Source organism: Verrucomicrobiales bacterium, assembly GCA_016793885.1.
Taxonomy (GTDB): Bacteria; Verrucomicrobiota; Verrucomicrobiia; order Limisphaerales; family UBA11320; genus UBA11320.
In genome coordinates, this window is the sequence record JAEUHE010000200.1 from 16780 (window position 1) to 41345 (window position 24566).

The 24566-nt window shown below is 58.0% G+C and carries 19 protein-coding genes; 15 read left to right on the forward strand and 4 right to left on the reverse strand.

The window, feature by feature from the left end; genetic code table 11:
- Positions 1-218: 218 nt before the first annotated feature.
- From JNN07_22980 to JNN07_23050, 15 genes are all read left to right on the forward strand, one after another.
- Complete coding sequence (locus tag JNN07_22980) at positions 219-3161, forward strand: hypothetical protein (GenBank protein MBL9170615.1); 2943 nt, start codon at positions 219-221, stop codon at positions 3159-3161.
- 99 nt (positions 3162-3260) lie between these two features.
- Positions 3261-3827, forward strand: coding sequence for an orotate phosphoribosyltransferase (locus JNN07_22985; protein ID MBL9170616.1), 567 nt, complete (start codon positions 3261-3263; stop codon positions 3825-3827).
- A gap of 1 nt (position 3828) precedes the next feature.
- Positions 3829-4836 carry a hypothetical protein gene (locus JNN07_22990; protein MBL9170617.1) on the forward strand — a complete coding sequence of 336 codons (1008 nt, stop codon included), beginning with the start codon at positions 3829-3831 and terminating at the stop codon, positions 4834-4836.
- Positions 4837-6210: an MBOAT family protein gene (locus JNN07_22995; GenBank protein ID MBL9170618.1), complete on the forward strand. Its 1374-nt coding sequence runs from the start codon at positions 4837-4839 to the stop codon at positions 6208-6210. It begins immediately after the preceding gene.
- 132 nt (positions 6211-6342) lie between these two features.
- A complete protein-coding gene (locus JNN07_23000) occupies positions 6343-6747 on the forward strand; it encodes a zf-TFIIB domain-containing protein (GenBank protein ID MBL9170619.1) in 405 nt (134 codons plus the stop codon).
- Between the two features lie 356 nt (positions 6748-7103).
- Complete coding sequence (locus tag JNN07_23005) at positions 7104-7757, forward strand: cytochrome c3 family protein (protein ID MBL9170620.1); 654 nt, start codon at positions 7104-7106, stop codon at positions 7755-7757.
- A complete protein-coding gene (locus tag JNN07_23010; GenBank protein MBL9170621.1) occupies positions 7754-11188 on the forward strand; it encodes a TAT-variant-translocated molybdopterin oxidoreductase in 3435 nt (1144 codons plus the stop codon). The genes JNN07_23005 and JNN07_23010 overlap by 4 nt, the downstream gene beginning before the upstream one ends.
- On the forward strand, positions 11188-12651 hold the full coding sequence (gene nrfD / locus JNN07_23015) for a polysulfide reductase NrfD (GenBank protein MBL9170622.1): 1464 nt from the start codon (positions 11188-11190) through the stop codon (positions 12649-12651). Before JNN07_23010 ends, nrfD begins: the two co-directional genes overlap by 1 nt.
- A gap of 15 nt (positions 12652-12666) precedes the next feature.
- Positions 12667-13218: a DUF3341 domain-containing protein gene (locus tag JNN07_23020; protein ID MBL9170623.1), complete on the forward strand. Its 552-nt coding sequence runs from the start codon at positions 12667-12669 to the stop codon at positions 13216-13218.
- Positions 13218-13838, forward strand: coding sequence for a cytochrome c (locus tag JNN07_23025; protein ID MBL9170624.1), 621 nt, complete (start codon positions 13218-13220; stop codon positions 13836-13838). Before JNN07_23020 ends, JNN07_23025 begins: the two co-directional genes overlap by 1 nt.
- Positions 13839-13842: 4 nt before the next feature.
- On the forward strand, positions 13843-15114 hold the full coding sequence (locus JNN07_23030; protein MBL9170625.1) for a hypothetical protein: 1272 nt from the start codon (positions 13843-13845) through the stop codon (positions 15112-15114).
- Between the two features lie 13 nt (positions 15115-15127).
- Positions 15128-15475, forward strand: a complete 348-nt coding sequence (locus JNN07_23035) for a hypothetical protein (protein MBL9170626.1) — start codon at positions 15128-15130, stop codon at positions 15473-15475.
- A 12-nt stretch (positions 15476-15487) separates the two neighbouring features.
- On the forward strand, positions 15488-16954 hold the full coding sequence (locus JNN07_23040; GenBank protein ID MBL9170627.1) for a cbb3-type cytochrome c oxidase subunit I: 1467 nt from the start codon (positions 15488-15490) through the stop codon (positions 16952-16954).
- On the forward strand, positions 16951-17613 hold the full coding sequence (locus JNN07_23045; protein MBL9170628.1) for a cbb3-type cytochrome c oxidase subunit II: 663 nt from the start codon (positions 16951-16953) through the stop codon (positions 17611-17613). The genes JNN07_23040 and JNN07_23045 overlap by 4 nt, the downstream gene beginning before the upstream one ends.
- Positions 17610-18275, forward strand: a complete 666-nt coding sequence (locus JNN07_23050) for a cytochrome c (protein ID MBL9170629.1) — start codon at positions 17610-17612, stop codon at positions 18273-18275. The genes JNN07_23045 and JNN07_23050 overlap by 4 nt, the downstream gene beginning before the upstream one ends.
- A gap of 7 nt (positions 18276-18282) precedes the next feature.
- On the opposite strand, the gene JNN07_23055 is transcribed toward JNN07_23050, so the two are convergent.
- The 4 genes from JNN07_23055 to JNN07_23070 all read right to left on the reverse strand — a co-directional run bounded on the left by JNN07_23055 (position 18283) and on the right by JNN07_23070 (position 24526).
- Positions 18283-20403 (reverse strand): hypothetical protein, encoded by a 2121-nt coding sequence (locus JNN07_23055; protein ID MBL9170630.1) that lies wholly within the window; start codon positions 20401-20403, stop codon positions 18283-18285.
- Between the two features lie 308 nt (positions 20404-20711).
- Positions 20712-22310: a DUF4080 domain-containing protein gene (locus JNN07_23060; GenBank protein MBL9170631.1), complete on the reverse strand. Its 1599-nt coding sequence runs from the start codon at positions 22308-22310 to the stop codon at positions 20712-20714.
- Between the two features lie 33 nt (positions 22311-22343).
- The gene (locus tag JNN07_23065) at positions 22344-23720 is read right to left on the reverse strand and encodes an MBL fold metallo-hydrolase (GenBank protein MBL9170632.1); all 1377 of its coding nucleotides are present in this window, start codon (positions 23718-23720) and stop codon (positions 22344-22346) included.
- Positions 23721-24121: 401 nt separating this feature from the next.
- Complete coding sequence (locus tag JNN07_23070) at positions 24122-24526, reverse strand: hypothetical protein (GenBank protein MBL9170633.1); 405 nt, start codon at positions 24524-24526, stop codon at positions 24122-24124.
- Positions 24527-24566: the final 40 nt, after the last annotated feature.

The following is a 24566-nucleotide window of genomic DNA, read 5'->3' on the forward strand; positions in this document are numbered from 1 at the left end:
TGCTCCACGGCGTGTGCCACGGGACATTAGGGCTGGTTTTCCGCTACAGCCGTCAAAACCATAGTGCATCTTCGGCGACTCTACAAGCCTGAGATCGGAGGTTCGGGGAGCTCTTCTTGGCTCCTGCCGTCAGATGCGGTCAGCCAAGGTGGTTTAGGTTTCGGCGCATGTGACGATAGGTGAGCTAGAAACAACCTACTCTTCAACCCGAGAAACCGATGAAACACAAGAAGGCTTCTGTCCCCCAGATGTTATCTCCCTTCGTCTTCCTCGTTTGCGGACTGGTCATCCTGGGGTGCTGCGTCCCAGCCTGGGCCGACAATCCGGTTCAGTCCGAGAACCTACTGCTGGGCACACTCGAGTGGCAGCTGACCAATCCGGCCACCCCGGGCTGGCCTACCAACCAGGACGCGCTGTTTCCCGAGATCGAAGGGTATGCCTCGGCGACCAGCGTGAACACCAATCAAACCATCGAGTTCTTTGTGGATGTTCGCGATCCATCGAGGGACCCAAGTTACAGCCTCGAGATCTTCCGCATGGGATGGTACGACGGCCGTGGGGCGCGGAGAGTATGGTGGGAGGACCAATCGAGGCCGGTGGATCGTGTGGCTTTGACGAGCCGCAAGCAGGTGATTCCAGCTCCCGACCCCGTGAGTGGCTTGGTAGAATGTGATTGGGTTTCCAGCTACACCCTTCAGGTGCCCTCCTCCTGGGTGAGCGGGGTCTATGTGGGGAAATTGACGACAACCGGGAGCGGCAAGCAGAGTTACATTATCTTTGTGGTTCGGCAGGACGCCCGGTCCTCCGATTTACTGTTTCAGTCCAGTGTGACGACTTTTCAGGCCTACAATCCCTGGGGAGGTAAATCGTTGTATCCGTATCCCAGCACCAAGGCTCTTCAGGTGTCCTTCAATCGGCCCTACGCTGGCGCGTGCTATCCATTCGGCTTTCCGGCGGACTCCAACTCGGTTCCGCGGCAGGACTTGCGGTTTGGCACCGGTGCCGGGGAGTTCTTTGCCACCATCGGTGCGAACCCCAGGCCAGGATGGGAGTACAACATGGTCCGCTGGCTGGAGCGTCAAGGGTTTGATGTGACTTACTGCACCAGCATCGATACCCACACCCGAGCCGGCTTGCGTTGGTCCAGAAAGCAATTCAAAGCCTTCCTTTCTGTGGGACACGACGAATATTGGTCTGCCGAGATGCGATCCAATGTGGAGGCTGCTCGGGATCGGGGCGTGCACCTGGGCTTCTTCTCGGCGAATGTCTGCTATTGGAGGGCTCACTTCGATCCGACGTCTCGCCGGATGACCGTGCGCAAAGAGAGCCCTTTGAACTTCGACCTTTGGAGAGGTCCGCACAGCAAAGCCCCGGAGGTCTCCCTGACGGGGGTCTCTTACATTTACAATACACTCGATGTCGACATGATGTTGCCGGAGACACTCCCTCAGCATTGGATCTATGATCACACCGGGTTAAAGCCGCTTGACCGGCTCCCCGGGTTGCTGGGTTATGAACTCGACGGGGAACTGGACGTGTATCCGAACCGCCTTGAGACCACGCGCCCCGTTCCTCCCGCAGGAACGCTGCGTCTGATGTCGACCGTGTTTACGAACAAGACTCTCAACATCACTGGAAAGTCCTATGCGACCTACTATGAGGCCCCGAGCGGCGCGCAGGTATTCGCCTCTGGATCCATGCAATGGTCCTGGGGATTGGATGACTACAATGCGTTCGCGGTCGCTGGTAGGGAATCTCGCTTAAGTCCGCCTGCCCAGCAAATGACCTATAATGTGCTGAGCCGCTTTGTGGCCCCTACCAACTCCCCCCGACGAATCGCCTTTGTCAACGCGGACACCACTACCGGCGGAGATTGGAGGTGGAGGTATGGGATCGATGGCTCCTGTGTTGCCGCTGGGGCTCCCCTGGATCATAACGAGACTGCGTGGTCCTCCCCGATCCGGATCGAGGGATCCACTCCGTTGCTCTGGAGTTCCGATTCGGTTGATCGCCGCGCGCTCCTGCGGCCCGAGCGTTCGCGGGATCGGGTCGCCGCCGCGTTCGCCGCCCGGCAGAGCTTCACCATCGAAGCTGGATTTCCTGACTCGACGACGCGACTCTTCAGCCTCTATTGCGTCGATTGGTTGGGGGCGGGGTGGTCGCAGCGAGTTGAAATGTATGATCCGGCAGACCCATTGGTGGTTTTGGATGTGCGCGATTTTCAGGTGCCTACCAACGGAGCTTACCTCGTGTGGAGCATTCAAGGCCGCAAGGGCTTCAGAATCACTAACACCTCCCCCTCTCCCGATAGTGTTGCGGTGGTGAGCGGGGCGTTTCTTGGGACCGGCGGGTCGGCGTGGTTTCACCGGGCTGATATCGGCACGGAGAGCTCCGGAACTGGGGGTGATTGGATCACCGGTGCTGGGGTCAGGCGATACGGACGGGAAGGCTATCATCTGGTGGATGGGCCCTATCAGCATCCTGCTTCTCTGGAGTTAAATCCCATCGGTGTCTCCACCAGTCGCTGGAAGTTTGCTGCGATGCCTGCGCGAGGTTTGCGCATGGTGGACTCAGGGGGCCGGCCCATGGGAACTCGCATCGCGGCCAGCTGGAACAGTCCTCGCACCAGCTTCTCAGTGGATGTGGCGTTCAACGATGACAAGCCGCACCAGGTTTCCTTGTACTTCTTGGACTGGGACGGATGCAGCGGGAGTTTTCCATCGAGGCAGCAGACGGTGGAGGTGATCAATCCTGTTTCAGGGGCTCGGTTCGATCTTCGGTCGGTGGCGGAGGGGGGCTCAAACTTTTGCAATGGCACCTACCTTTCATGGCTTGTCCGTGGGAGCGTTCGTTTCCGGATCGCCAGCAAGACCCCATCCGTCCGTCCGGTGTTGAGCGGGCTGTTCTTCGATCCGGATCCGCACCCGGTCTGCACCATCGCTCCCCTCCCACCCATTGCCCACCACATCCGTGTTGATTTAGGTTGGGATGCGATTGTCGGTGAAACCTATCGAGTGGAGTCCACCCAAACTTTGACTGGAGCTCCCTGGACCGTGCTTCTTGATCGAATCGTTGCGGTGGCATCCAAGGAGGAACGGATCATCGAGGCCCCCGCTGACAGCGCCAGTCGGTTCTATCGAGTGGTTTTGGATCGCGATTAGCAGCCTGTCGGAGTGGTCACCACCCCGATTCCGAGTCGCAGAGCAAGTCATCACGAGCTGGGGGTTGAATTTTCGACCTGGAGGCTTAGGCTCGCGCGAATGACGAACTCTGAAGCTTTTCAACTCTTTCGGGAAACCGGAGCCCTGCTCGAGGGGCATTTCATTCTTCGCAGCGGGCTGCACAGCCGCCAGTTTTTCCAATGTGCGCTGGCTCTTCAACAGATGCCCATTGTAGAAAAATTCGGGGCGGCTCTCGCCGATCGAGTGCGCGCCTTGGGGGCAACCACGGTGATTGCCCCCGCCATGGGCGGCTTGGTCATCGGCCAGGAAGTGGCGCGGCAACTCAAGCTCCGTTTCATCTTCGTGGAGAAGGAGGAGGGCAAGCTGGTGCTGCGACGCGGGTTCCAGATCTCCCCGGGTGAGAAACTGCTGGTGGTGGAGGATGTGGTCACCAAGGGGGGGCGGGTGCAGGAGACGATCGACATCGTCAAGCAGCATCAGGGAGTGGTCGCTGGGGTAGCGATGTTGGTGGACCGATCTACGGAGGCGCTGCCGCTAGGGGCTCCGGCGATCAGCCTCATCAAGCTGCAAGTTGAGACGTATGACCCACAGCAGCTCCCGCCGGACCTCGCGGCTACTCCGGCGGTGAAGCCGGGCAGCAAATAGGATGAAGAGGAACGAGGCCACTTCCAGCCCGAGACGGCGCCTGGTGCTATTTGTGCTGGGCCTTGCAGTCTCGGTCCTGGCGTTGGAATCCCTCGTCCGGCGGAATGCGACCTTATTCGAAGGGGCCTCGCATCGCGGGCTGGCCAAGGCCGCCATGTATGAGTTGCGTCCCCGGGTCGATCTGCTGTTCCTGGGAACCTCGCGTGCCCAGGATGGAATATCGCCCGGGCTGGTGACGCGGGCCCTAGGCGAAGTGGCCTCGGAGCGAGGTCAGTGGGCCGGTTTCAATGCCTCATTTACCGGTTCCAGCTTGGGAGAATTGACGGCGCTTGGCAAGCGGTTCAGCCGGAGGGCAGGCCTGCGAGCCGTGATCATCGAGCTTTCGGCCCCGCAGATTCACAACCGACCGGCGCCGTGGGATCAGGAGCGCGCGAACGACGCACTCCCGACCTGGGAGGCTCAGATTGCTGACTTCGTCAGGAAGTCAGCGCTCGTTCGGTACCGTACTGCGTTCCTTCCGGAAAACCTGGGCCGGCTTCCTGCCCTGCTGGTGTTCTCAGCATCGCTGGGCGGGTGGGAGACCAAGGGATCGGATCAACTGGCCGCCTGGCTGGGCAAGAAGGAGGTGCCGGCCCAAGGTTTTGAAGCGACTCTTTGGAATCCGGAGATCGTTCTTCCGGAGGCGACGGCGGTTCCGCTGGATCCGGTGTTGGAGGAAGCTGCCGAAAGACTCACGGAGCTGGTGGGACTTTTTCGAGAGCGCGGCACGCCGGTCGTTTTTGCGGTGCCGCCGCTGGCCCGGGGACATCAGCCTGCTCCGGAGCGGGATCAGCTGCGGCCATTCTTCGCGGAGTTGGCGCGTCGCGCCGGATGTGAGGTGTGGAATTTCGCCCCCTTGGTGCTGCCAGACCTCCTGTTTCGAGATCCGTCCCATCTGGGTCGGGAAGGACGCGCCCATTACTCTCAGGCTTTGGCGCTTCAGATCGCCCAACGGATCAAGGGAACTTGAATGCTGTTCAACTCGCTCGTCTTTTTTGCTCTGCTTCTCCCGCTGCTTGGGTGCTACTGGCTCTCGCGAAGCCAGACCGTTCGCCTGGGCCTCCTGTTTGTGGGATCGCTGGTTTTTTACGGATACCACCATTGGCCCAGCGTGTTTCTGCTGTTGTTCACCATCGGGTTCAATTACCAGCTCGGGAAATGGCAGGCGCGCGCACGATCGGGTCGGCTCCTGGCGTTGGCTATCGCCATCAACTTGTCCCTCATCTTTTGGTTCAAATACGCCTCGTTCGTTGCGGAGAACGCCAACGCGGTGCTGGGTTGGTTCGGAGCCTCGTTGCACGTGCCCCGAGTGCCGGCGTTCCTCCCTCTGGGCATCTCGTTTTTCACCTTTCAGGTGGTGGCGTATCAGGTCGACATTTATCGGCGGGAGATCGAGGCGGAATCCTCCCTCCTCCGTTTTGCGGTATTTAAATCCTTCTTTCCGCAGTTGATCGCAGGGCCGATTGTGCGGGCGGTCGATTTTCTTCCTCAACTGAGGGAGCCTCTTCGCTTTAAGCCGGCAGACTTCCATCAGGGACTGTGGCTCTTGTTAGCGGGCATGGGGCTTAAAATTGGGGTTGCGGACGTGTTGGCGCAGTTTGCCAATGAGGCTTTTCGCTCTCCTGCCACCTTGTCCACCTCCGGCGCTTGGACAGGCCTTTATGCCTTCGGCTTTCAGCTGTATGCTGATTTTTGGGGTTATTCCACCATGGCCGTTGGGTTGGCGGCTTTATTCGGACTCACGTTGCCGCTGAACTTCGACACCCCGTATCTCTCGTCGAGCCTGCAAGAGTTTTGGCGACGATGGCATATCACCTTGTCGGTCTGGTTTCGCGATTATGTCTACATTCCTTTTGGGGGAAATCGTCGTCGCCGTGACTTCAACCTGCTGCTGACGATGGCTCTGGCCGGCCTGTGGCATGGGGCGGGCTGGCCCTTCCTTCTCTGGGGGGTGGCTCATGGCCTGTGGTTGATCGGCGAGCGTCGCTGGGGGCGCCCGGCGACGGTGCCGAGCGGTCCTGGGTGGCGATGGCTGAAGACACTGTTGGTTTTTCACGGCGTCTGCCTGCTCTGGGTGCTCTTCCGGTCACCGGACTTAACCGTCGCGAGAGCGTATTACAGTCGTTTGCTGCTGCCGCCCTTCACCTTCTCGTCGGTTCCATCGGTGTTGAGCGCGTGGCTCGTCGTGTTTGCTCTGGCTCAATGGCCCTTGGCCTGGACTTTGAAGGACCGCCGTTTTGTGGAGATGCGGCTTCGTTACCAATGGCCCCTGGCTTGGGCCTGCCTCTATTTCATTCTGGCGTACGCGGGTGCCCGGGTGGATTTTATCTATTTCACGTTTTGAGACGGGGAATCGTCGGACGCCCTACCGTGTGACGATTCTCCGGCACGTCTTACCTGCCTTTAACCCGAACTCCCCCGCGGTTGGAAAGCGGCTTGTCAGAGGTGGGGGAGCTTACTACCTTCCTTTCGGCTTATGAAATGCCCAGCTTGCAAAGGTCCGCTTCGTGAAAAGAGTGCCGGAGACATGGTCGTCGACATCTGTTATGGGGGATGTGGAGGCATCTGGTTTGATCGCCGCGAGATTGATCGCGTTGACGCACGGTCCGCGAATTCTTTGCACACGGTTTGGCGCGACCCCAACAAGGAAGTCATGCTGACCGAGCCTCGGATCTGTCCGCGGTGCCCCGACCAAATCCTGGCCCGCCGCTTCTTCACCGAGTCCAAAGTGGTGGAGATCGATCAGTGTCCCACCTGCGGGGGAATCTGGCTCGATGAGGGGGAGTTTTCACGGGTTCACCAAGAGATGAAAGGGGCTAAGACGACGCCTCCGGGATGGGCGGCTGCCATTGCGCTCGCCGCTAGTAGCGCCCGCGGTTAGTTTGCTTAAGTATCTTTACACCAGAAAGTTGTGTAACTGTTGATGGCTGGGCTCCGCATCAATTCCATTCCACAATCATATTCATTCTTATCGGGATCATTAATCGGACCTAATTCGTGAAAAATTTCACAAACTTTCTTGCGACGCAGGGGACGCCTCGGCTAAACACCTGCCTGGGTTTAGCAAACTGCCTGTGATTTTGCTGCGAAGAGTGGGTGCGAAGGGTCTGCGGTTCTTAGAATAGCATTGACGGGACGGAGTGATTTCTATTCTTTGGGCCGGTCGTTCGCCCATCCGGGCACTTGTTTTACCCCTTAACCAAACAACCAATGGCCGTCTGAAGACGACTTGCTGACATGTCCGATATTTTTCCTAAGTGGACGAACCGATTGCCTGCGATGGCGATTCTTTTCGTGCTGCTATTCGGTGGTGGAGCGGTAACCGGCATCTGGTATTACTTTACGCCGAAGTACACGCGCGTGGGTTACCAGCCCGTTCAGCCGGTTCCTTTCCCGCACAGTGTTCATGTGGATCAAGTGGGCTTGGATTGCCGTTACTGCCATTCCCAAGTTGAGAAGAGTTGGTATTCCAACATCCCCTCTTCCTCGACCTGCATGAACTGTCACAACCAGATTCTGAAGGAAGATCCCCGGTTGGCCATTGTTCGGGATAGCGCCCAGACTGGCACTCCTATTCCCTGGGTTCAGGTTCACAAGGTGCCTGACTATGTTTACTTCAATCACTCAGTCCACGTGAACCGTGGTGTGAGCTGTCTCCACTGCCATGGTGAGATCAATAAAATGGACGAAGTCTATCATGCCAAGCCGCTTAGCATGACCTTCTGTCTCGATTGCCATCGCAACCCGGGCCCGAACCTCCGGCCGCTGGACAAGATTACGGATTTAACCTGGAAAGCGCAGACTCCTGATACTCAAAAATCTCAGGGAGAACAGTTTGCGCATGATTGGAAAGTGAACGCTTCTCAAAACTGCTCTGCCTGTCATCGATGAAAACGATCCCGCCTCCCTGTCCTGAGCCGGAGACCGGCCTGAAGTATTGGCGCAGCCTTGATCAACTCGCGGAGACTCCGGAGTTTCGTCAGTGGGTGGAGCGCGAGTTCCCTGCTGGTGCCAGCGAGTTTACGGATCCGGTTGGCCGGCGTCATTTCGTCAAGATCATGGGTGCTTCCTTCCTATTGGGAGGCCTGGGTTTGACCGGTTGTCGGCGTCCCGAGGAGAAAATCCTGCCGTTTTCCAAGCTGCCTGAAGGTTACGTTCACGGTGTTGCGCAGTATTATGCGACTGCGCGTCCGACCCGCACTGGGGCGGTTCCGTTGGTCGTTAAGTCTCACGAAGGTCGCCCCACGAAGGTCGAGGGCAATCCTGAGCATCCTGAACACAACGGATCTACCGATCTCTTCACCCAGGCCTCGATTCTCAACCTATATGATCCGGACCGCGCCCAGCGCTTCGCGAAGGGTGGAAACACTGCTACTCGCGAAGAGGGGCTGGATTTTCTCGGATTGGTGAGCCGGAAGTTTCGTGCCAATGGCGGAGCCGGCTTGGCAATCCTGATGGAACCGAGCGCTTCCCCGTCGCGGGATCGCGTGCTGCAGGACCTTCAGAAAGCGCTGCCTCAAGCCCGTTTCTACGCGCATGATCCCTTGGATGTAGACACGGCACGGCGTGCTGCCTCCCAGACATTCGGTCAATCGGTTGCTCCCTATTACCGCCTCGACAAGGCCAATGTGGTGGTGACTCTCGATGCTGACATTCTGGGATCCGAAGAGGATCAGTATCGTCTCATTCGTGGATTTTCGAAGGGGCGCAAGCTCGAGACCAAAGAGTCCTCGATGAATCGGCTGTACGCAGTGGAAGGTCTGATGACCTTGACGGGCGTCAACGCCGATCACCGCCTTCGGGTTGCTACCAGCCAGGTGGTTGCCGTCGCCGCAGCCCTGGGCGCCGAAGTGCTTAAGGCTTCAGGCAACTCGGCAGCTCAGCCGCTCGCCGACGCCTTGGCCAAGATCGCCTTGCCTGCAGGGGTTAATCCCAAGTGGGTTCAGGAATGCGCGAAAGACCTGGCCAAGGCCGAGAACAAGGGCAAGACGGTCGTGGTTGCTGGACATCGTCAACCGCTGGCCGTTCATGTCATCGCTCAGGCCATCAACTCCGCCTTGGGCAGCGTCGGTTCGGCCGTTGAATTTAAGCCCGTGCCTGCTGCGCCCGCTGGATCGCTGACCGAATTGGCTCAGTCCTTAAACGCGGGATCGGTCGACACTCTGGTCGTCTTGGGAGTGAATCCGGCGTATACCGCGCCGGCCGATCTGGAGTGGAGCACGACTCAGCGCAAGGCCAAGAATGTGGTGCGCCTGGGCTATTACGAGGACGAATCTTTCGCCGGTGCAGACTGGCATTTGCCGGCGGCTCACTATCTCGAGTCTTGGGGCGACGCCCGGACCTCGGATGGAACTTATGTGCCGGTGCAGCCGCTGATCGAACCCATGTTCGGTGGGCTGACCGAAATCGAAGTGCTGGCTCGCCTGGCTGGTTCCTCGGTTGTCCGTCCGCATGACATCGTGCGCGAGACCTTCCGAACGGTCTCCGGTGCTTCCAATCTGGATGGTGCCTGGAAGAAGTTGCTGCACGACGGTTTCTTGGCGGGCAGCGCGGCCAGTTCTTCATCGCTCGCGGTGAATTTTACGGCGGCTGCCGGGTTGGTAAGTTCCCTCACGCTTTCACCCGCTCCGAGCGAACAGAGCCTCGAGGTGGTTTTCTATCGCGACTACAGTCTGGATGACGGTCGTTACAACAACAACGGGTGGCTGCAGGAGCTGCCTGATCCCATCACCAAGCTCACTTGGGACAACGCAATTCTGATCAGCCGCAAGACTGCGACGGCGTTGAAGGTGGCCAATCGGGATGTTGTGGAAATTGCGCTCGGAGGCCGCAAGGTCACCGGTCCGATACTCGTCCAGCCCGGCCTGGCCGACAACACCGTGGCTTTGGCCTTGGGTTATGGGCGTGAGAAAAGCGGTCGCGTGGGTGGTAACGGCAAGGGCAATTCGGTTGGTTTCAACGCCTACGCCATCCGTCCGAGTGCCGCTCCCCATGCCGCCTCCGGTGCTAAGATAACCGCTTTGGGTTCGACCTTCGTGCTGGCGATCACCCAGGAGCACGGATCGATGGAGGGGCGTCCGATCATCCGCGAAGCGAATCTGGAGGATGCCATCAAGCATCCGACGTTCGCCCGGAACTTCGACCTCGATTCTCCGCATCACTCGGCGCACATCGAGAAGGAAGAGGGAACCGACGGCCGCTTGGCTAAGCGTCTCTACAAGAATGCTTACGCTGAGTATGACGATAAAAAAGGCCCGGGTGGGGCCAAGCCTCCCGGGCCGATGCTTCACAGCGATGTGCATCAGTGGGGGATGTCGGTAGACCTGAGCTCCTGCGTCGGATGCGCAACTTGTGTGGTTGCGTGCCAGAGCGAGAACAATATCCCCATCGTGGGTAAGGATCAGGTTACTCGCAACCGCGAGATGCATTGGATTCGCATCGACCGCTATTACAGCGGCGCGATGGAGCAGTCTGCTCCCGAGATGATCGATGAGCCTCAGGCGGTCACGCAACCAATGTTCTGCCTGCATTGCGAGAACGCCCCGTGTGAGAGCGTTTGCCCGGTGAATGCGACAGTTCATGACGAGGAGGGCCTCAATGTCATGGCCTACAACCGTTGCGTCGGCACGCGTTATTGCTCCAACAACTGTCCGTATAAGGTCCGACGCTTCAACTTTTTCGATTACAACAAGCGTCCGCTTGAGCAGCTCAAAGGCCCGTTCTACAAGACACCGGCCCTGGATTCCACCGACGGCGAGTGGGATGTGTTGCGCTGGTTGAAGAGCCCGGAGAAGGGTTATCGGCCAGAGCAGGAGTGGGAGCTGTTGAAGCTTGCCAAGAACCCGAACGTATCGGTTCGGATGCGCGGAGTTATGGAGAAGTGCACCTATTGTGTGCAGCGCATCGAGGAGGCGAAGATCTCCCAGAAGGTCAAGGCGCGCGCTTCTGGCGACGTGCAAGTTCCGGAAGGGACCTTCCAGACCGCCTGCCAGCAGGCTTGTCCTGCCGACGCCATCGTTTTCGGCAATCTGCTCGACCCGAACAGCCGGGTCTCGAAACTGAAAAAACACGAACGAGATTACAGCGTGCTGGGCTTCTTGGACACCCGTCCTCGAACCACGTATCTCGCCAAGGTTCGCAATCCGAATCCTGCCATGCCTGATTACGATCGAATCAAGCAGCCTTTGACCCTGAAGGAGTACACTGAGACCTCGCACTCGGATCCGTTTGCGGACCACGCCGAGGGAGGACACGGACACCAGCCAGCTGGCGGTCATGGCCAGCCTGCTTCCGCCCAGGGCGAGAAGAAAGGAGCGCACTAATGGGTCACGATGCGACAACCTTGCCGGCCTCGGCGGTGCCACGCACCCCGAAGGAGCTGGAGCGGGAGCCATTGGTGCTCAACCAGCGGAGTCTCGGCTGGATCTCGGATGCTGTTGCCGGCATTGGTGAGGGTAAAACCCCCAAATGGTGGTGGGCCTTGTTCATCCCGAGCGTCCTGCTCGCGACGTTCATGTTCTCGCTCATTGGCTACCTGATGTTTACGGGCGTTGGTGTCTGGGGACTGCAGGTTCCGGTGGCGTGGGCGTGGGACATCACGAACTTCGTCTTCTGGATCGGCATTGGCCACGCGGGCACGCTGATCTCGGCCATTCTATTCTTGCTGCGTCAGAAATGGCGAACTTCGATCAATCGTGCGGCCGAAGCCATGACCATCTTCGCGGTGATGTGCGCCGGTATTTACCCGCTCATTCACATCGGGCGTATCTGGCTGGGTTGGTGGTTGTTGCCTCTACCTAATGCGAACTCCATTTGGCCCCAGTTCCGCTCCCCCTTGCTCTGGGACGTGTTCGCCGTATCGACCTACTTCACGGTTTCGCTACTCTTCTGGTACATGGGGCTGATCCCCGACTTGGGCACCATGCGCGACCGGGCGAAGAGCCGCCTTCGCAAGTTTTGGTACGGTCTGTTTGCGATGGGATGGTGCGGTTCGAACCGCCACTGGCGCAATTACGAGAAGGCCTATCTGCTGCTGGCTGGTCTGTCCACGCCGCTGGTGCTCTCCGTGCACTCGATCGTCTCCTTTGACTTCGCGGTGTCGCAGTTGCCCGGATGGCACACGACGATCTTCCCGCCTTACTTCGTGGCCGGCGCTGTTTTCTCCGGTTTCGGCATGGTGCTGACCTTGCTGATCCCGTTGCGGACGATCTGCAAGTTGGAAGACGTTATCACGGTTCGCCACATCGAGCTGATGTGCAAAGTCATCTTGGCGACGGGCTCGATCGTCGGTTACGCCTACGGGATGGAGTTCTTCATCGCCTGGTATAGCGGGAATCCATACGAGCGCTTCGTGTTCATCAACAACCGGGCGGCCGACCCATACATCTTTGGGCCGATGTTCGGGGTTAAGCCCGCTCCCTATTGGTGGGCTTACTGGAGCATGATCTCCTGCAATGTGATCTCCCCACAGTTGTTCTGGTCCAAGTGGTGCCGAACCAAGATCTGGTTTGTTTTCGTCGTCTCCATCTTCGTGAACATCGGAATGTGGTTCGAGCGGTTCGTGATCATCGTCACGTCGCTGCATCGGGACTACCTGCCTTCCAGCTGGGCTTACTTCAGCCCAACCTGGGTGGACATCTGGACGTTTGTCGGGTCCTTCGGGTTGTTCATGTCGCTATTCCTACTCTTCATGCGGTTCCTGCCGGTGATTGCGATTTCTGAAGTGAAAGGCGTGACTCCGCAGGCTGATCCTCACCATCCGTTGGGTGGGGCAAAGGGACACTAAACCATATTTGAACCCATGGCTGATTCGAATATCGATTATACGGTGAAGCTCGGCTTGTTGGCCGAGTACGATTCTCCTGCAGCGCTGATGCATGCAGCCGAGAAGTTTCGCGACGCGGGTTATCGTCGCTGGGATGTCTTCTCGCCCTACCCGGTTCACGGGATGGACGACGCCATGGGTTTGGGGAACTCCAAGGTGGGCTGGTTTACCTTCATCGGAGGGTTGAGCGGCTACACGTTGGGAATGATCATGATCTGGTGGATGAACGCTTACGACTATCCGATCGGCGTTGGCGGCAAGCCCCTGTTTAGTCCCATCTTCTCATTCCCGGTGGCATACGAATGCACGATTCTCTTGGGGGCGTTTGGATCCTTGGGAGGCATGTTCATCCTGAACAAGCTGCCCCGGCATTACAATCCGCTGTTCAAGAAGGAGAGGTTTTCGAAGGCGACGCATGACGCGTTTTTCCTGTTTGTGGAGACCGCTGATCCCAAGTATTCCGACACCGAAACACGCAAGCTGCTTGAGTCGACCGGGATCAAGCAAATCGAGGAAGTGAGGGACTAATGCGCTACATCGTTCTGGTTTTTGTTGTGTGCTTTGCGGTCGTGCTTGGCATTGGCGGCTGTCAGGGCAGCAAGACACGTCGGACACCGATCGAGCTGATTCCGGACATGGATCGGCAGCCTAAGCTTCGTCCGCAGGCTGGGAATGGCTTTTTTAAGGATGGGCTCAGTTCGCAGATCGCCCCTCAAGGAACGGTAGCCCGCGGCTCTCATTACGAAGAGACGGCGGAAAGCACGGGGCGGATCCCGGGCACCACCAACTTCGTGGCGACGATCCCGATTCCGGTGAACGCGGAGCTGATGGCCCGGGGTCAGGAGCGCTACGTGATCTATTGTGCGCCCTGCCACGGTGCTGCCGGGGATGGCAAAGGCATCACCACTAAGTTGGGTATGGGTGTGATCGCGGACCTCCACGACCACAAGACTCGCAAGCTGATCACTGCCACTGACGGTCAGCTGTTCGACACCATCACGAATGGCAAGAACCTGATGGGGGCCTATGGTTCGGTTCTGGATATCCGGGATCGATGGGCCGTGGTGGCCTATGTGCGGGCGCTCCAACTTTCTAAGTTGGGGACCCTGGATGATATTCCGTCTGCCGAACGCGCTTCGATCAAGTAACCGTATGGACTCACATTCTGCTCCAGCACACGCTTCAGCTCCCTCGCTTGACCCGGCCGGCTTTGCTGCCAAGTGGACCAAGAAGACCGTGCCCTTGGCGGTTGTCGGTGCGATCTTGGCTCTGCTCGGAAGTTTCCTGAGCGCGAAAGGGGATGCCTCTTTTGGCAAGCAACTCGGATTCTCCTATCTGCAGTCCTTCATGTTTTTCCTGAGTCTCTGCCTCGGAGGCTTGTTTCTGACGATCGTCCACCACTTGTTTGATGCCAGCTGGTCCGTTCCCGTGCGTCGTGTGAATGAGAACCTCGCTTGTTTGGCCCCCTATCTGGGTGTTCTATTCATCCCGATTCTGGTCCTAGCCCCGACGATCTATCCTTGGATGCAGATTCATCCCCCGTCTTCGGATCCGGCCTTGCTCGCCAAGGACCCGCTGTTTACTCCGGGCGGTTGGTATGGCATTTCGATCGGGCTTTTCCTGCTGTGGACCTTCCTCAGCTTTCAGCTTCGGCGGAACTCGGTGGCGCAGGATGCGGATGGTGCCGCCTCTCATACCCGCAAACTTCGCTTCTACGCAGCCTGGGGTGTCGTGGCCTTCGGCTTCACGCTCACCATGGGAGCGATCCTCTGGATGAAGGGATTGGAGCATCAGTGGTTTTCGACGATGTATGGTGTTTACTACTTTGCAGGCAGCGTGTGGACCACTTTGGCGACCGTCTATTTGCTCACCTTGGTGCTGAAGCGCTCCGGTCCATTGGCTCATGTGGTGGGAAGAAACCAGTTCCACGATATCGGGAAGCTGTTTTTCGCCTTCACCGTTTTCTACGCCTACATTCACTTCTCACAGTATTTCATTATTTGGAACGGCGGCATGCCTGAGGAGACGTTCTATTATGTGAAGCGTGAGGTTGGTTCGTGGTGGGGGATCGGCATGTTGATCGTGTTTGGACACTTTGTGATCCCGTTCCTGGGCCTCCTCCGCATCGATGCGAAGGTAACCTTGCCTGTGATGATTCCGATCTGTGTCTGGGCGTGGCTCATGCATTTCTGCGATATGAGCTACAATGTCATGCCCATCCACCGTCCGGGGGGATTCCAATTGACGCTGGGCGACATCGGCTGCTGGCTGTTCCTGGCTGGGGCGCTCTCCACGATCTGGCTGAAGGGCTATGCCAAGAATGCGGCTTATCCGGTGAAGGACCCTCGGCTGGGTGAGGCTCTCGGCATCCACTTCTACGATAGCGTCGCAACCGACGGCAGCGCCGCCAAAGCAACCAAGTAAGACGACCATGCGCATGGAGAAGCTAAAAACGTTGGGATTTTATGTGGTGGGAATCGTCGGTGCTTACGGCATCTACGCCCTCCTGGTTCACCAGATGGTGACCGTTACCGCGCCGCCTCCCGTCAACCAAGCTCGAGTGGCCGAACGTCACAAGGCCCTGGCTGAGGTTCGGGCTGCTGAGCTCCAGGAGCTCCATAGCTTTGGTACTCTGGATGCCGGCAAAGGCCTCTATCGGCTCAAGGTGCAACATGCCATGGCGCTGACCGAGACACTCTACAAAAACCCGGAGGCCGCGCGGACGAACCTCATTGCGCGCGCCGAGAAGGCTAACTTTGTGCCTCCTCCTCCGACCTTCGAATAAGGGAATCACCAGATGGGTTCCAATAAACAATCAGTTTGCGACGCGAGTCCGGTGCCGTATCACGACATCGATCGTTCGTGCCGTTGGCCCGTTCTGCTTCTCTTGACCAAGGGCACCTTCTGGTTGGTGCTCAGTCTGGTTTTGGGCCTGGTATCGTCGATTAAGATGCATGCCCCGGACTTCTTATCGAGCTGCGGTTGGGTGAGTTATGGGCGTATCCGACCGGCTTTCTTCAGCGCTTTTATTTACGGGTTTGCCATCCAAGCTTCTTTGGGCCTGAGCCTGTGGATGTTGGCTCGGTTGGGGCGGACTCGATTGGTCGCGGGAGGGTTGGCGCTGCTCGGGGGGGTAATCTGGAATGCTGGCCTACTCCTGGGGGTGCTCCAGATCATGGGCGGACAATCGACCGGTTTCACTTGGATGGAGATGCCCCGCGAGGCTGCTTCCTTGCTTTGCGGCGGCTTTTTTCTGATCGCGCTTTCGGCGTTCTCCACTCTGCGGTATCGGGAGGAGAAGGAACTCTACATCAGCCATTGGTTTATGATCGCCGCTCTGCTGTGCTTCCTGTGGGTGATGAGCCTGGGATATTATCTCGGTGTGCTCAGCCCGGTGAGGGGCGCGATGCAGGCCGTTGTTGGGGCTTGGTTTGTCAGCGGGATGCAGTATCTGGTGCTGATTCCGTTTGGATTGGCGGTTGCCTATTATCTTCTACCCAAGTTGAGTGGAAAGCCCGTTTACTCGGGGCAGGCGGCGGCTCTGGGGTTCTGGATGTTGATCCTGTTCGGGGGGTGGACCGCGCTCAGCATGATTCCGCAGGGGCCGTTTCCTCGTTGGATGCTGGCAACCGGTGCTTCTTGCAAGTTTATGCTCTTGATGGTGGTTGCCTGCTTTGCCGCCAACTGGTTCATGACGCTGCACCTCGGTAAGAAGGTTTCTACTTCGGAGCCTTCCTGGTCTTTCCTCGTGTGTGCCGCTTGGGCTCTTATGGCGGGCTTGGTCCTTGATGTGTTTGGTGCCACTAAATCCTTGCTCTCCAGCGTGGCCTTTACGACCTACGCGGTGGGAGTCACTCATGTGCTCTTTTTTGGGTTCCTCACTCTGGTGCTGATGGCAGGAGTCTACTATGTGAGCGAACGGGTTTTGGATGGTGAGTGGGCCAGTCGAGGCTTGATTCGTGTTCACCTAGGATTGAGCTTGCTGGGGCTCCTCTTCGTCTCTGCTGGGTATATTTTTGGTGGGTTATTCACAGGGACTGCGCTCAATCAAAGCAGCGGCGCGTTTGTGGATGCAGCCCGCGCGATGATCCCCTTCATGGGTGCAGCCAGCGCTGGCTACCTCCTGTTGCTGCTGGGGCAGCTGGTCCTGGCGCTAAACTTGGTTCGCACCCTGATCGCAACCACCGCGGAAGAGCGGGCCGGTTTGTGTGCCTGGTGCTGTGGTGATATCGGATCTTCCAAGAAAGTGAGGGCAGGGGTATGAACCGCATCCCGATCTTGTTTCTAGGTATTTTCGCGGCGGTGGCCTCTTCTTTTTGGGGAGTCATCTTTGTGCCCCAGATGCAGTTGGGGCAATCGGGTCTGGCCAAAATCGAGGACACCGGGTCCTATTATCCGGTGACGCGCACCGGCGAGGCGACACGCGGGGCTGATGTCTATCGCGCCAACGGCTGTGTGGAATGTCACACTCAGCAGGTCCGTCCGAAAGGGTTGGGCAGCGACTATGAGCGTGGATGGGGCAAACGCCGAACCATTGCCCAGGACTACTTGCTCGATCAGCCTGCTCTGCTCGGCAGTTTGCGCTTGGGACCGGACCTCGCCAATGCCGGTCGTCGTCAGCCGAACGCCACTGTTCAGTTGCAGCATCTCTACAACCCGCAGCTCACCGTGCCCCGGTCCACGATGCCGCGGTATCCCTACCTTTTTTCGAAGCGCAAACTCGCTCCCAACGAGAAGCCGTCTGCGCAGGCGCTGCCGGCCAACACCGAACCTGGGTTTGAGGTCGTTCCTAAACCGGAGGCCATCGCTCTCGCTGCCTATTTGTTAAGCTTGAACTCGGAGGCACCCTTGTTCAGCGCACCGTTCCCCGCGACTAAGACCAATGCTCCTGCCAAGACCGCCGCGGCATCCTCTGTGAAATGAGCAAGAAGAAGAAACAGTCAGCTGCTTCCTCGCCTGAATCGGCAGAGCCCTCGTCTAAGACCTCGGGTCAGGTGAACCTGCTTTCCGAGGGGGCTGAACCCCGCGCCGAGCAGGTTTCGATACCGATGGCTCTGGTCGTCATTCTCACCTTGTTGGTGTTTGTCTCGGACATGCACCTGATGGAGAATCGTGGAGAGTTCAATCCTGTGGTTTATCAGCCTCATGCGAGTTTGGAGGAAATCCAAGCCGAGTGGCCGCTGGATCCGGTCATCGAGGAACGCAAGAAGGGCAAGAAGGTCTACGATTCGGTGTGTGCCGCCTGTCATCAAGCCAACGGTTTGGGAACGGCTGGAAGCTTTCCTCCGCTGGCCGGAAGTGATTGGGTCCTAACCGAAGGTCCCAATCGTATCATTCGGCTGATCCTTCATGGCATCCAAGGTCCTATTACGGTCAATGGCCAGGCGTTCAATAATGCCATGCCTCCCTGGGGTGCTGTGCTGCAGGACGATCAGATTGCCGCTGTGGTCACCTATATCCGGGCTGAGTGGGGCAATAAGGCGTCCGCTGTGACCGCCGAGGAAGTGACGAAGATCAGGACCGCCGAAGCCAAGCGTGAGCTGCCTTGGTCGGCTGAGGAGTTACTCAAGCTCCCCGTCAAGTAGAAGGTCCCTAAGGCAGCCGCAGCCGGAAGTATAGACCTAGCGCTGGCGAGTGGATGGGGTGCACGACCACCCATTCCTGACCTACCTTGAGAGGCGGAGATGTCACTACCACCCACGCTGCGCCTTGACCATCGATGGAGCTGTTCCACTCCAACTGGAAGTCCGAGTACTGCGAAGGCCAAGACAGCTTGATGGTATTGCCACCGCCCGACTGGATAGCCAGTGTGGGCTGGGTGCCGGGTAGAACTACAAAATCTTCCTCCGTCAATCGCAGGGCTCCCTCTTCATTTCTGAGGACAATAGGTCCAGTGGTCGCGCCGGGAGGTACCGTGGCGAGAATTTCCTCTCCGACCAGGCTGAATTCGCAGGCAGTTTGGCCGATCGAAACCGAAACCACATTCGGAAAGTTCAGGGTTCCTATTCGAAATTGGCTTCCGACTCTGCCGTGGTTGGGAGCGACCAGTACCAGTTGGGGTGTCGCCTGAGTCAGGGTCAACACCACCATTCCAAATCCAGGTGGTTCCGTGTCCTGAAGCGTCGAGCCATCGACCGCAAAGTAATAGGTCTCTCCGAGTTCGGCCTCGAAGACGACTTCGCTGGTGGTTTTCCCATCCACATCGTCATTCGACGCGATGCGCACCAACCCCGTCTCCGGATCCTTTCCGATGTAGACCCCGAGCAGTGTGTCGAAATTGCTGCCTTCGGTTTCTACGAGTACCCGGTAACGAGCGGGTGCCTTCCACTTGAACCAGACTGACTTTCCGCCCGAGTCGCCTGCGTGCAGGGGTTCTCCGGGCTGGAGGTCTGCATAATAGTTTTCCGTAACAAAAGTGCAGTTGAAGCCGGACATCTCCTTCGCGTTGGCGAACAGGTTGTGAGGTGATCGGAGATCGTCGAAGGTCCATTGGAGTCGGAAGGAACTGGTCGTGCCTCGCTTGCCATCGACTGCGATCTGGTAGCGCCTACCTTGGACAACATCAAAACAGGCGGAAGGCGCCTGACCTTCCGGACCAGTCTCCCCACTCGCTACACGGGCCAGGTCGGTTATTTCCTCTCCCTCATAGATGGCCAGTATCAGGGCTGCCGAGGTTTCGTGGAGCCAAAAGCAGACACGTCCCGATCGATCTGCTTCCCAAGAATACCACACGGACGAACGAGTAGATTCCTCCCCGTGAACCGGCTCATCAGGTTCTTCTGTTCCTCCGAAATTCGCTCCCTGAGACTGCCCGGTGAATCCCCTCAACCTCTCAGAGCCTCCGAACGGATCGTTGAGGGGGGCTGGCACTTGCTGAGACCAGTGGATTCGATAAGCCCCGCTCGCACCCTCTCTTCCGCCGATCACCACCCGATACCGGTCTCCCGCCGCGGCTTCGAAGGTGAGCTGACTCGTTCCATCGTCGCCGCCCCCATCATCATCGCTGGCGACCAAAGTCAACTCATCCAATTCGTTGCCTTTGTAAATCGCCAGGATCGTGTTGAACTCGCTCCCGATGGTGTCGAAGGTGACCTCGCCTGAGTCGTTGGGAGCCCAGGCGAACCAGACCGTGTTGGTGACGTCGCCCGACACGGGGGGTTCTTCGGTGTTTTCCAGCGTAGCACCTGTGGAGTTCCCGAGAAACGTTCCCTGCGGCTCGGAGAGGGTTCTAAAGTTGGAAAACGAGTCATTGAAAGGATTGGTGATCCACCGCAACAGGGTGTTCCCGGTCTCGTCTGCAACACCGTCGATGGCAATCCAATACGTTTCTCCGGCCCGCGCTTGGAACTGAGTTTGACTGTATCTCACCCCCGCGGAGGCATCGTCGTTGCTGGCCACGGGAACTAGCGAATCGAGCAGCTTCCCGCTATAGATCGCGAGCACCGTGTTGAAATCGCTGTCCTCTGTTGAGAAGTAAACTCGAACGCCTGGAGTGGGGGCCGTCCACCGAAACCAGATAGAATGATTGGCATCGTATCCAGCATGGGAAGGTTCGTTGACTTGGTTGGTGGCTGACACCGTGGATCCGGACACACTGCCGCCTAGACCAGAGATGGTCTGCGCACTCGAAAACCGGTCGTTCGCTGGCTGCGCTCCCGCAGCGCCAGCTGACCATAAGGCGAGAACCCAGAGCGTCAAACACAAGGGGCTCATCAAGGCTTGGGTCGGCAAAAGCAGCCCTCTGGGAAAGTGCAGCTTCCCTTGTCGACCACGCCTTGCGTTTTGCCTCATCCAGATCCTACTTCGGAACAATGTGTGTTGAGCCACCAGCCCAAAAGCAACCAGTGGAGGGACGACGACGCCAAGCCCTCCTCAGGTTCTTCCAGTTGGATATTCCCTACAATCTAGTCCGTGCTGGTCGACCACTCAAGTCCGTTCACGCGAAGGTCGTTGGAACCGTCGGCGTGCACACATCGCTTATCATGACTTCCTACACTTTGGACCACGCTCGAAGCGGGACATCACGAGCTCGTTGATTGTCCCAGATCGGTACGGGGCGTCTCCGCTGGTTCCGCCGGAGACGCGTCGGGCTTAGCCCAATGACGCGATTGACGCTTGGGAGCGGAATCGCTCGCTGTCACCCGGAATTTAATGGACTCAGAGTGAGGTAGATAGGGGCTAAGGAAGCGTGGGACGTCCACCCGGCGCCCCCGAGAAAAGTCCGCCCAAATGACCTTCGCCACTTGATCTTCAGGACTCTTTAATTCTCGGGTTAGCCATTCGAAGAGGAGTTCGTAAAGTCGCACCAAAGCGATTTGGTCGGTGCGGCGCAGTCTCGAATAGAGCCAGTCGGATGTGCGCAGAAATTGCGCGAACGGCGAGGGGGAGAGTGTCCAAAGAAGCTGCACGGCCTCCAAAAAATTCCCGCTGTTCCCCACGAGATCCCAGTAGCGCGCGAAGCGCCTCATGCGTTGCAGGTCGGCAAAGCTCAGGTGAGCGGTCTGGAGTACTTCGTATGGCGGGTGCTCGGCATAGATCATGCCCCATTCGACATCATGTCTCACGATCGGCGTGCCGCGCAGTCGCTTCAGGATCCCGACTTGAATCTCCTGGGGACGCAGCGCCACCAAGCGATCGAACCCTTGACCGAAACTGCTGAGATCCTCCCCGGGAAGGCCAACAATGAGGTCGGCATGGATATGAACGCCGGTTTGCTCCCGCAGGAATCGGAAGTTGTCGGTCAGCGCATCCAGGTTTTGACGTCGGCTAATGCGATCCGACACGGCGGGGTTAAAGGTTTGGATCCCCACTTCGAACTGGATGGACCCGGCAGGGAAGCGACTGATGATCTCGCGCAGCGCGGAGGGGAGTCGATCAGGAATCATTTCGAAGTGGTAGAACCGTCCGGGCTGATGCCGTTCGAGCAGGAAGAGGAGAATGGCTTTGCTGACATTCAGGTTGAGATTGAAGGTGCGATCCACGAATTTGAACTGTCGCAGCCCCCGGTCGATCAGGAGCTGGAGTTCCTGAAGGAAGCGGTCGAGCGGCACTTGTCGAACCGGGATATCCAACGAGGAGAGGCAGAACTCGCAGGTGAACGGACATCCACGCGAGGCCTCAAGATAGACGATGCGATGCGCTAAGTCCTCGGGGGTGTATTCCGAGTAGGGCAACCGCAGATCCCCCAGCTGCGGAAGCGAGGGAACGATGGTCTTCGTTGCGGGTAGGTCGAGCGCGAGAAGGCGTCCACAGAGTTCTCTGAAGGCTAGGTCGGCCTCGCCGGTGATGACGAAGTCCGCAAGTTCGACGATCGGCTGGCCCTCCGTTTCGTAGCTCACCTCGGGCCCTCCCAGGACGATGAACACCTCGGGCTGGAGACGTTTGAGAACGGAGACCAGCTGGGTCGTCTGGGTGACGTTCCAAATATAGACACCTAACCCGATGATCTTCGGACCGTTTTGGAGCAATGACTCGGCGATCTCCAACGGGCGTTGATTAATATCGAACTCCTGCAGCTGGGCTCGGTCGCGGTAATCACCCAGGTTAGCCAGCAGGTAACGCAGGCCAAACGAGGCGTGAATGTATTTCGCGTTGAGAGTGGCTAGGACGATGTCGGCCATGGGGAGCTCCAGCGCGCGACGGTCCTGTGCGGATCAAACTTCCAGGCATTCGCCTGGTTTCGGCTGCAGGACCTTGATCTTGGGGTGCTTCCGGTTGATCTGTTCGGCGAACCAAGCACGCGAGTCTGTGTTGCCATGCCCGAGCACGACGACACGGGGTGAGACTTGGTCCACGAAATCCAGCAATTCATCCCGGTTGGCATGCGCCGTTAAATCGAATTCCTGGACATTGCAGCGGTGAGTGACCTCGCCGCCGCTGGGGCTGAGGATGAAGGTTTCGCCGGGCTTTGATTGTTTCAGTCGGCCTCCGGGTGTGGAGGGTTCTGCGTAGCCCACGAAGAAGATGGATTGTCGCTCGTCTCCGATCATCCGCAGCGCCAAGTCGTGCGCGGCGGTATGTTCGGTCATCATGCCGGCGGTGACCACGAAGATCCGGCTGCCGCTGAGCTTCATCTTTTCCGCTTGGCCTTTCTCCAAGACCACCAAGTTCAACGCCTCAGTCAGCTTCATCTGGCTGAGCTGGCGATGGGTTCGATGCGCCTCGATATCATAGATCTCCGTGAACACGCGGCCGAGGCCCCCGATGTAGATCGGTTGTCGCCGTACCCGGCCTGATTTCATCAGCACTCCGAGCAGCGCCAGGATTTCCTGGGTTCGTCCGAGCGCGAAAGTGGGGATGAGAATGCATCCCCGGCCTTTTTGAGCGTGTTCGATAGCCTGGCACAAACGTTCCACTTCGGCTTCGCGGGTGAATCCTTCGGGCACTGCCCGGTTGCCGCGAGTGGTCTCCATGATCAAGACATCGGCCTTCACATCCTCAAAACGAGCCGCTTTCAGGATCGTTTGATCCTTAAAGTTCACATCCCCCGTGAAGAAGAGCGTCTGCTTTCCGCCGCGCACCATCATGCCGGCCGAGCCCAGCGCGTGGCCGGCATCGTAGAATTCGATGGTGGGCGAGATACATCCCGCCTGGCGTTTTTGGTGAGAGATCCACTCGATCTCGCGGTTGTAGCGGAAGCCCTGAAAAACCGACGCTATCTCATCCACCTCGTCGTGGGAGAACAGCGGGTACTCCTTGATGCCCAGCTCATCCCGCTGACGCGCCATGACATTGACAGAGTTGTGCAGCACCCGCTCGATTAAAAAATAGCTGAGCTCGGTCATCAGCACATGAGCTTTGGGGAACTGACGCAGCGCGACTGGCAGTGATCCCACATGGTCATGATGGCAGTGAGAAAGAGCGATCGCATCGAGCGGTTCGTCCTTGATCAGGGAGTACAGCGGCAGCCCCTCCCGACCGTCTCGTCCCGGGTGCATTCCTGCATCGAGAAGGATTCGATGCCCCTCGATGTCCAGGAACCAAGAACTGGCTCCGATTTCGGTGTCTGGATTTAAATTCGTGATGCGCATGGATATGTGACCGGCCCCTACTATGACCTCCTTTTCTGAAAGCGGAATCGAAAAAGAATTTTGAACAAATCAGAGCGTGCCCGCGTCCTGATTATTAGTAGCTGGTTTCTTCCTGCGAATCGGGGCAGCAATGCACGCCTCGAGAGGCCGGCGAAAGCCTAGACCGAGACTTTCGGAGAGGAAAAGGGGGTACGTTTGGTTGTTTGGGTTGAAGCGGGCATTTTGCGATGCCCGCTTTTTTTGTACGCCAGCCCCGCTGCAAAAGCAGGCTGATGGGATCTGAATGGGACCCTTTCGTCCGTGTCTCCGTTGAGCGATGCTGTCTGCTCGTTCGCAGCGGCTACCGTCGGAACCTAGAGCATCCGGACCTGATACTCTCGTTGAGGTCCGCGTCGGTCGCTTCAAGGGTTGTTGGTCACCTTGCTCCAGTCGACGCCGTGCTTGTGGGCATACCCGGCGAACGCCTTCTCATTTTGGAGGAGCACGGCTCGGACGACGCTGGAATCGTCGGCTCGGCTCATGAACGGGGTGAAATTAGGAATGATGCCGACCTGTTTGTTGGAGTAAGTGAGAGCGAACACGGCTTCGGCGAAAGCGACATAGGGCAGGTCTTTATAGGCCCCTTCAGCTGAGTCCTCTACGACGTCGGCCAAGAACTCAAGCTGATCCACGAGATGCGGGAACAGCGGCGCATTGATCTGCGTGAACTCGATTTTCCAGATCGGCAGCTGACGGAGAACTTTCTCGACGACCAGCGGCGTAATGGCGGCCGCACCGTGCTTCACAAAATCTACAATTTCTGACATGGCGAAGAGGTTACCCATCCTTTTCTTGGGACACAACGGC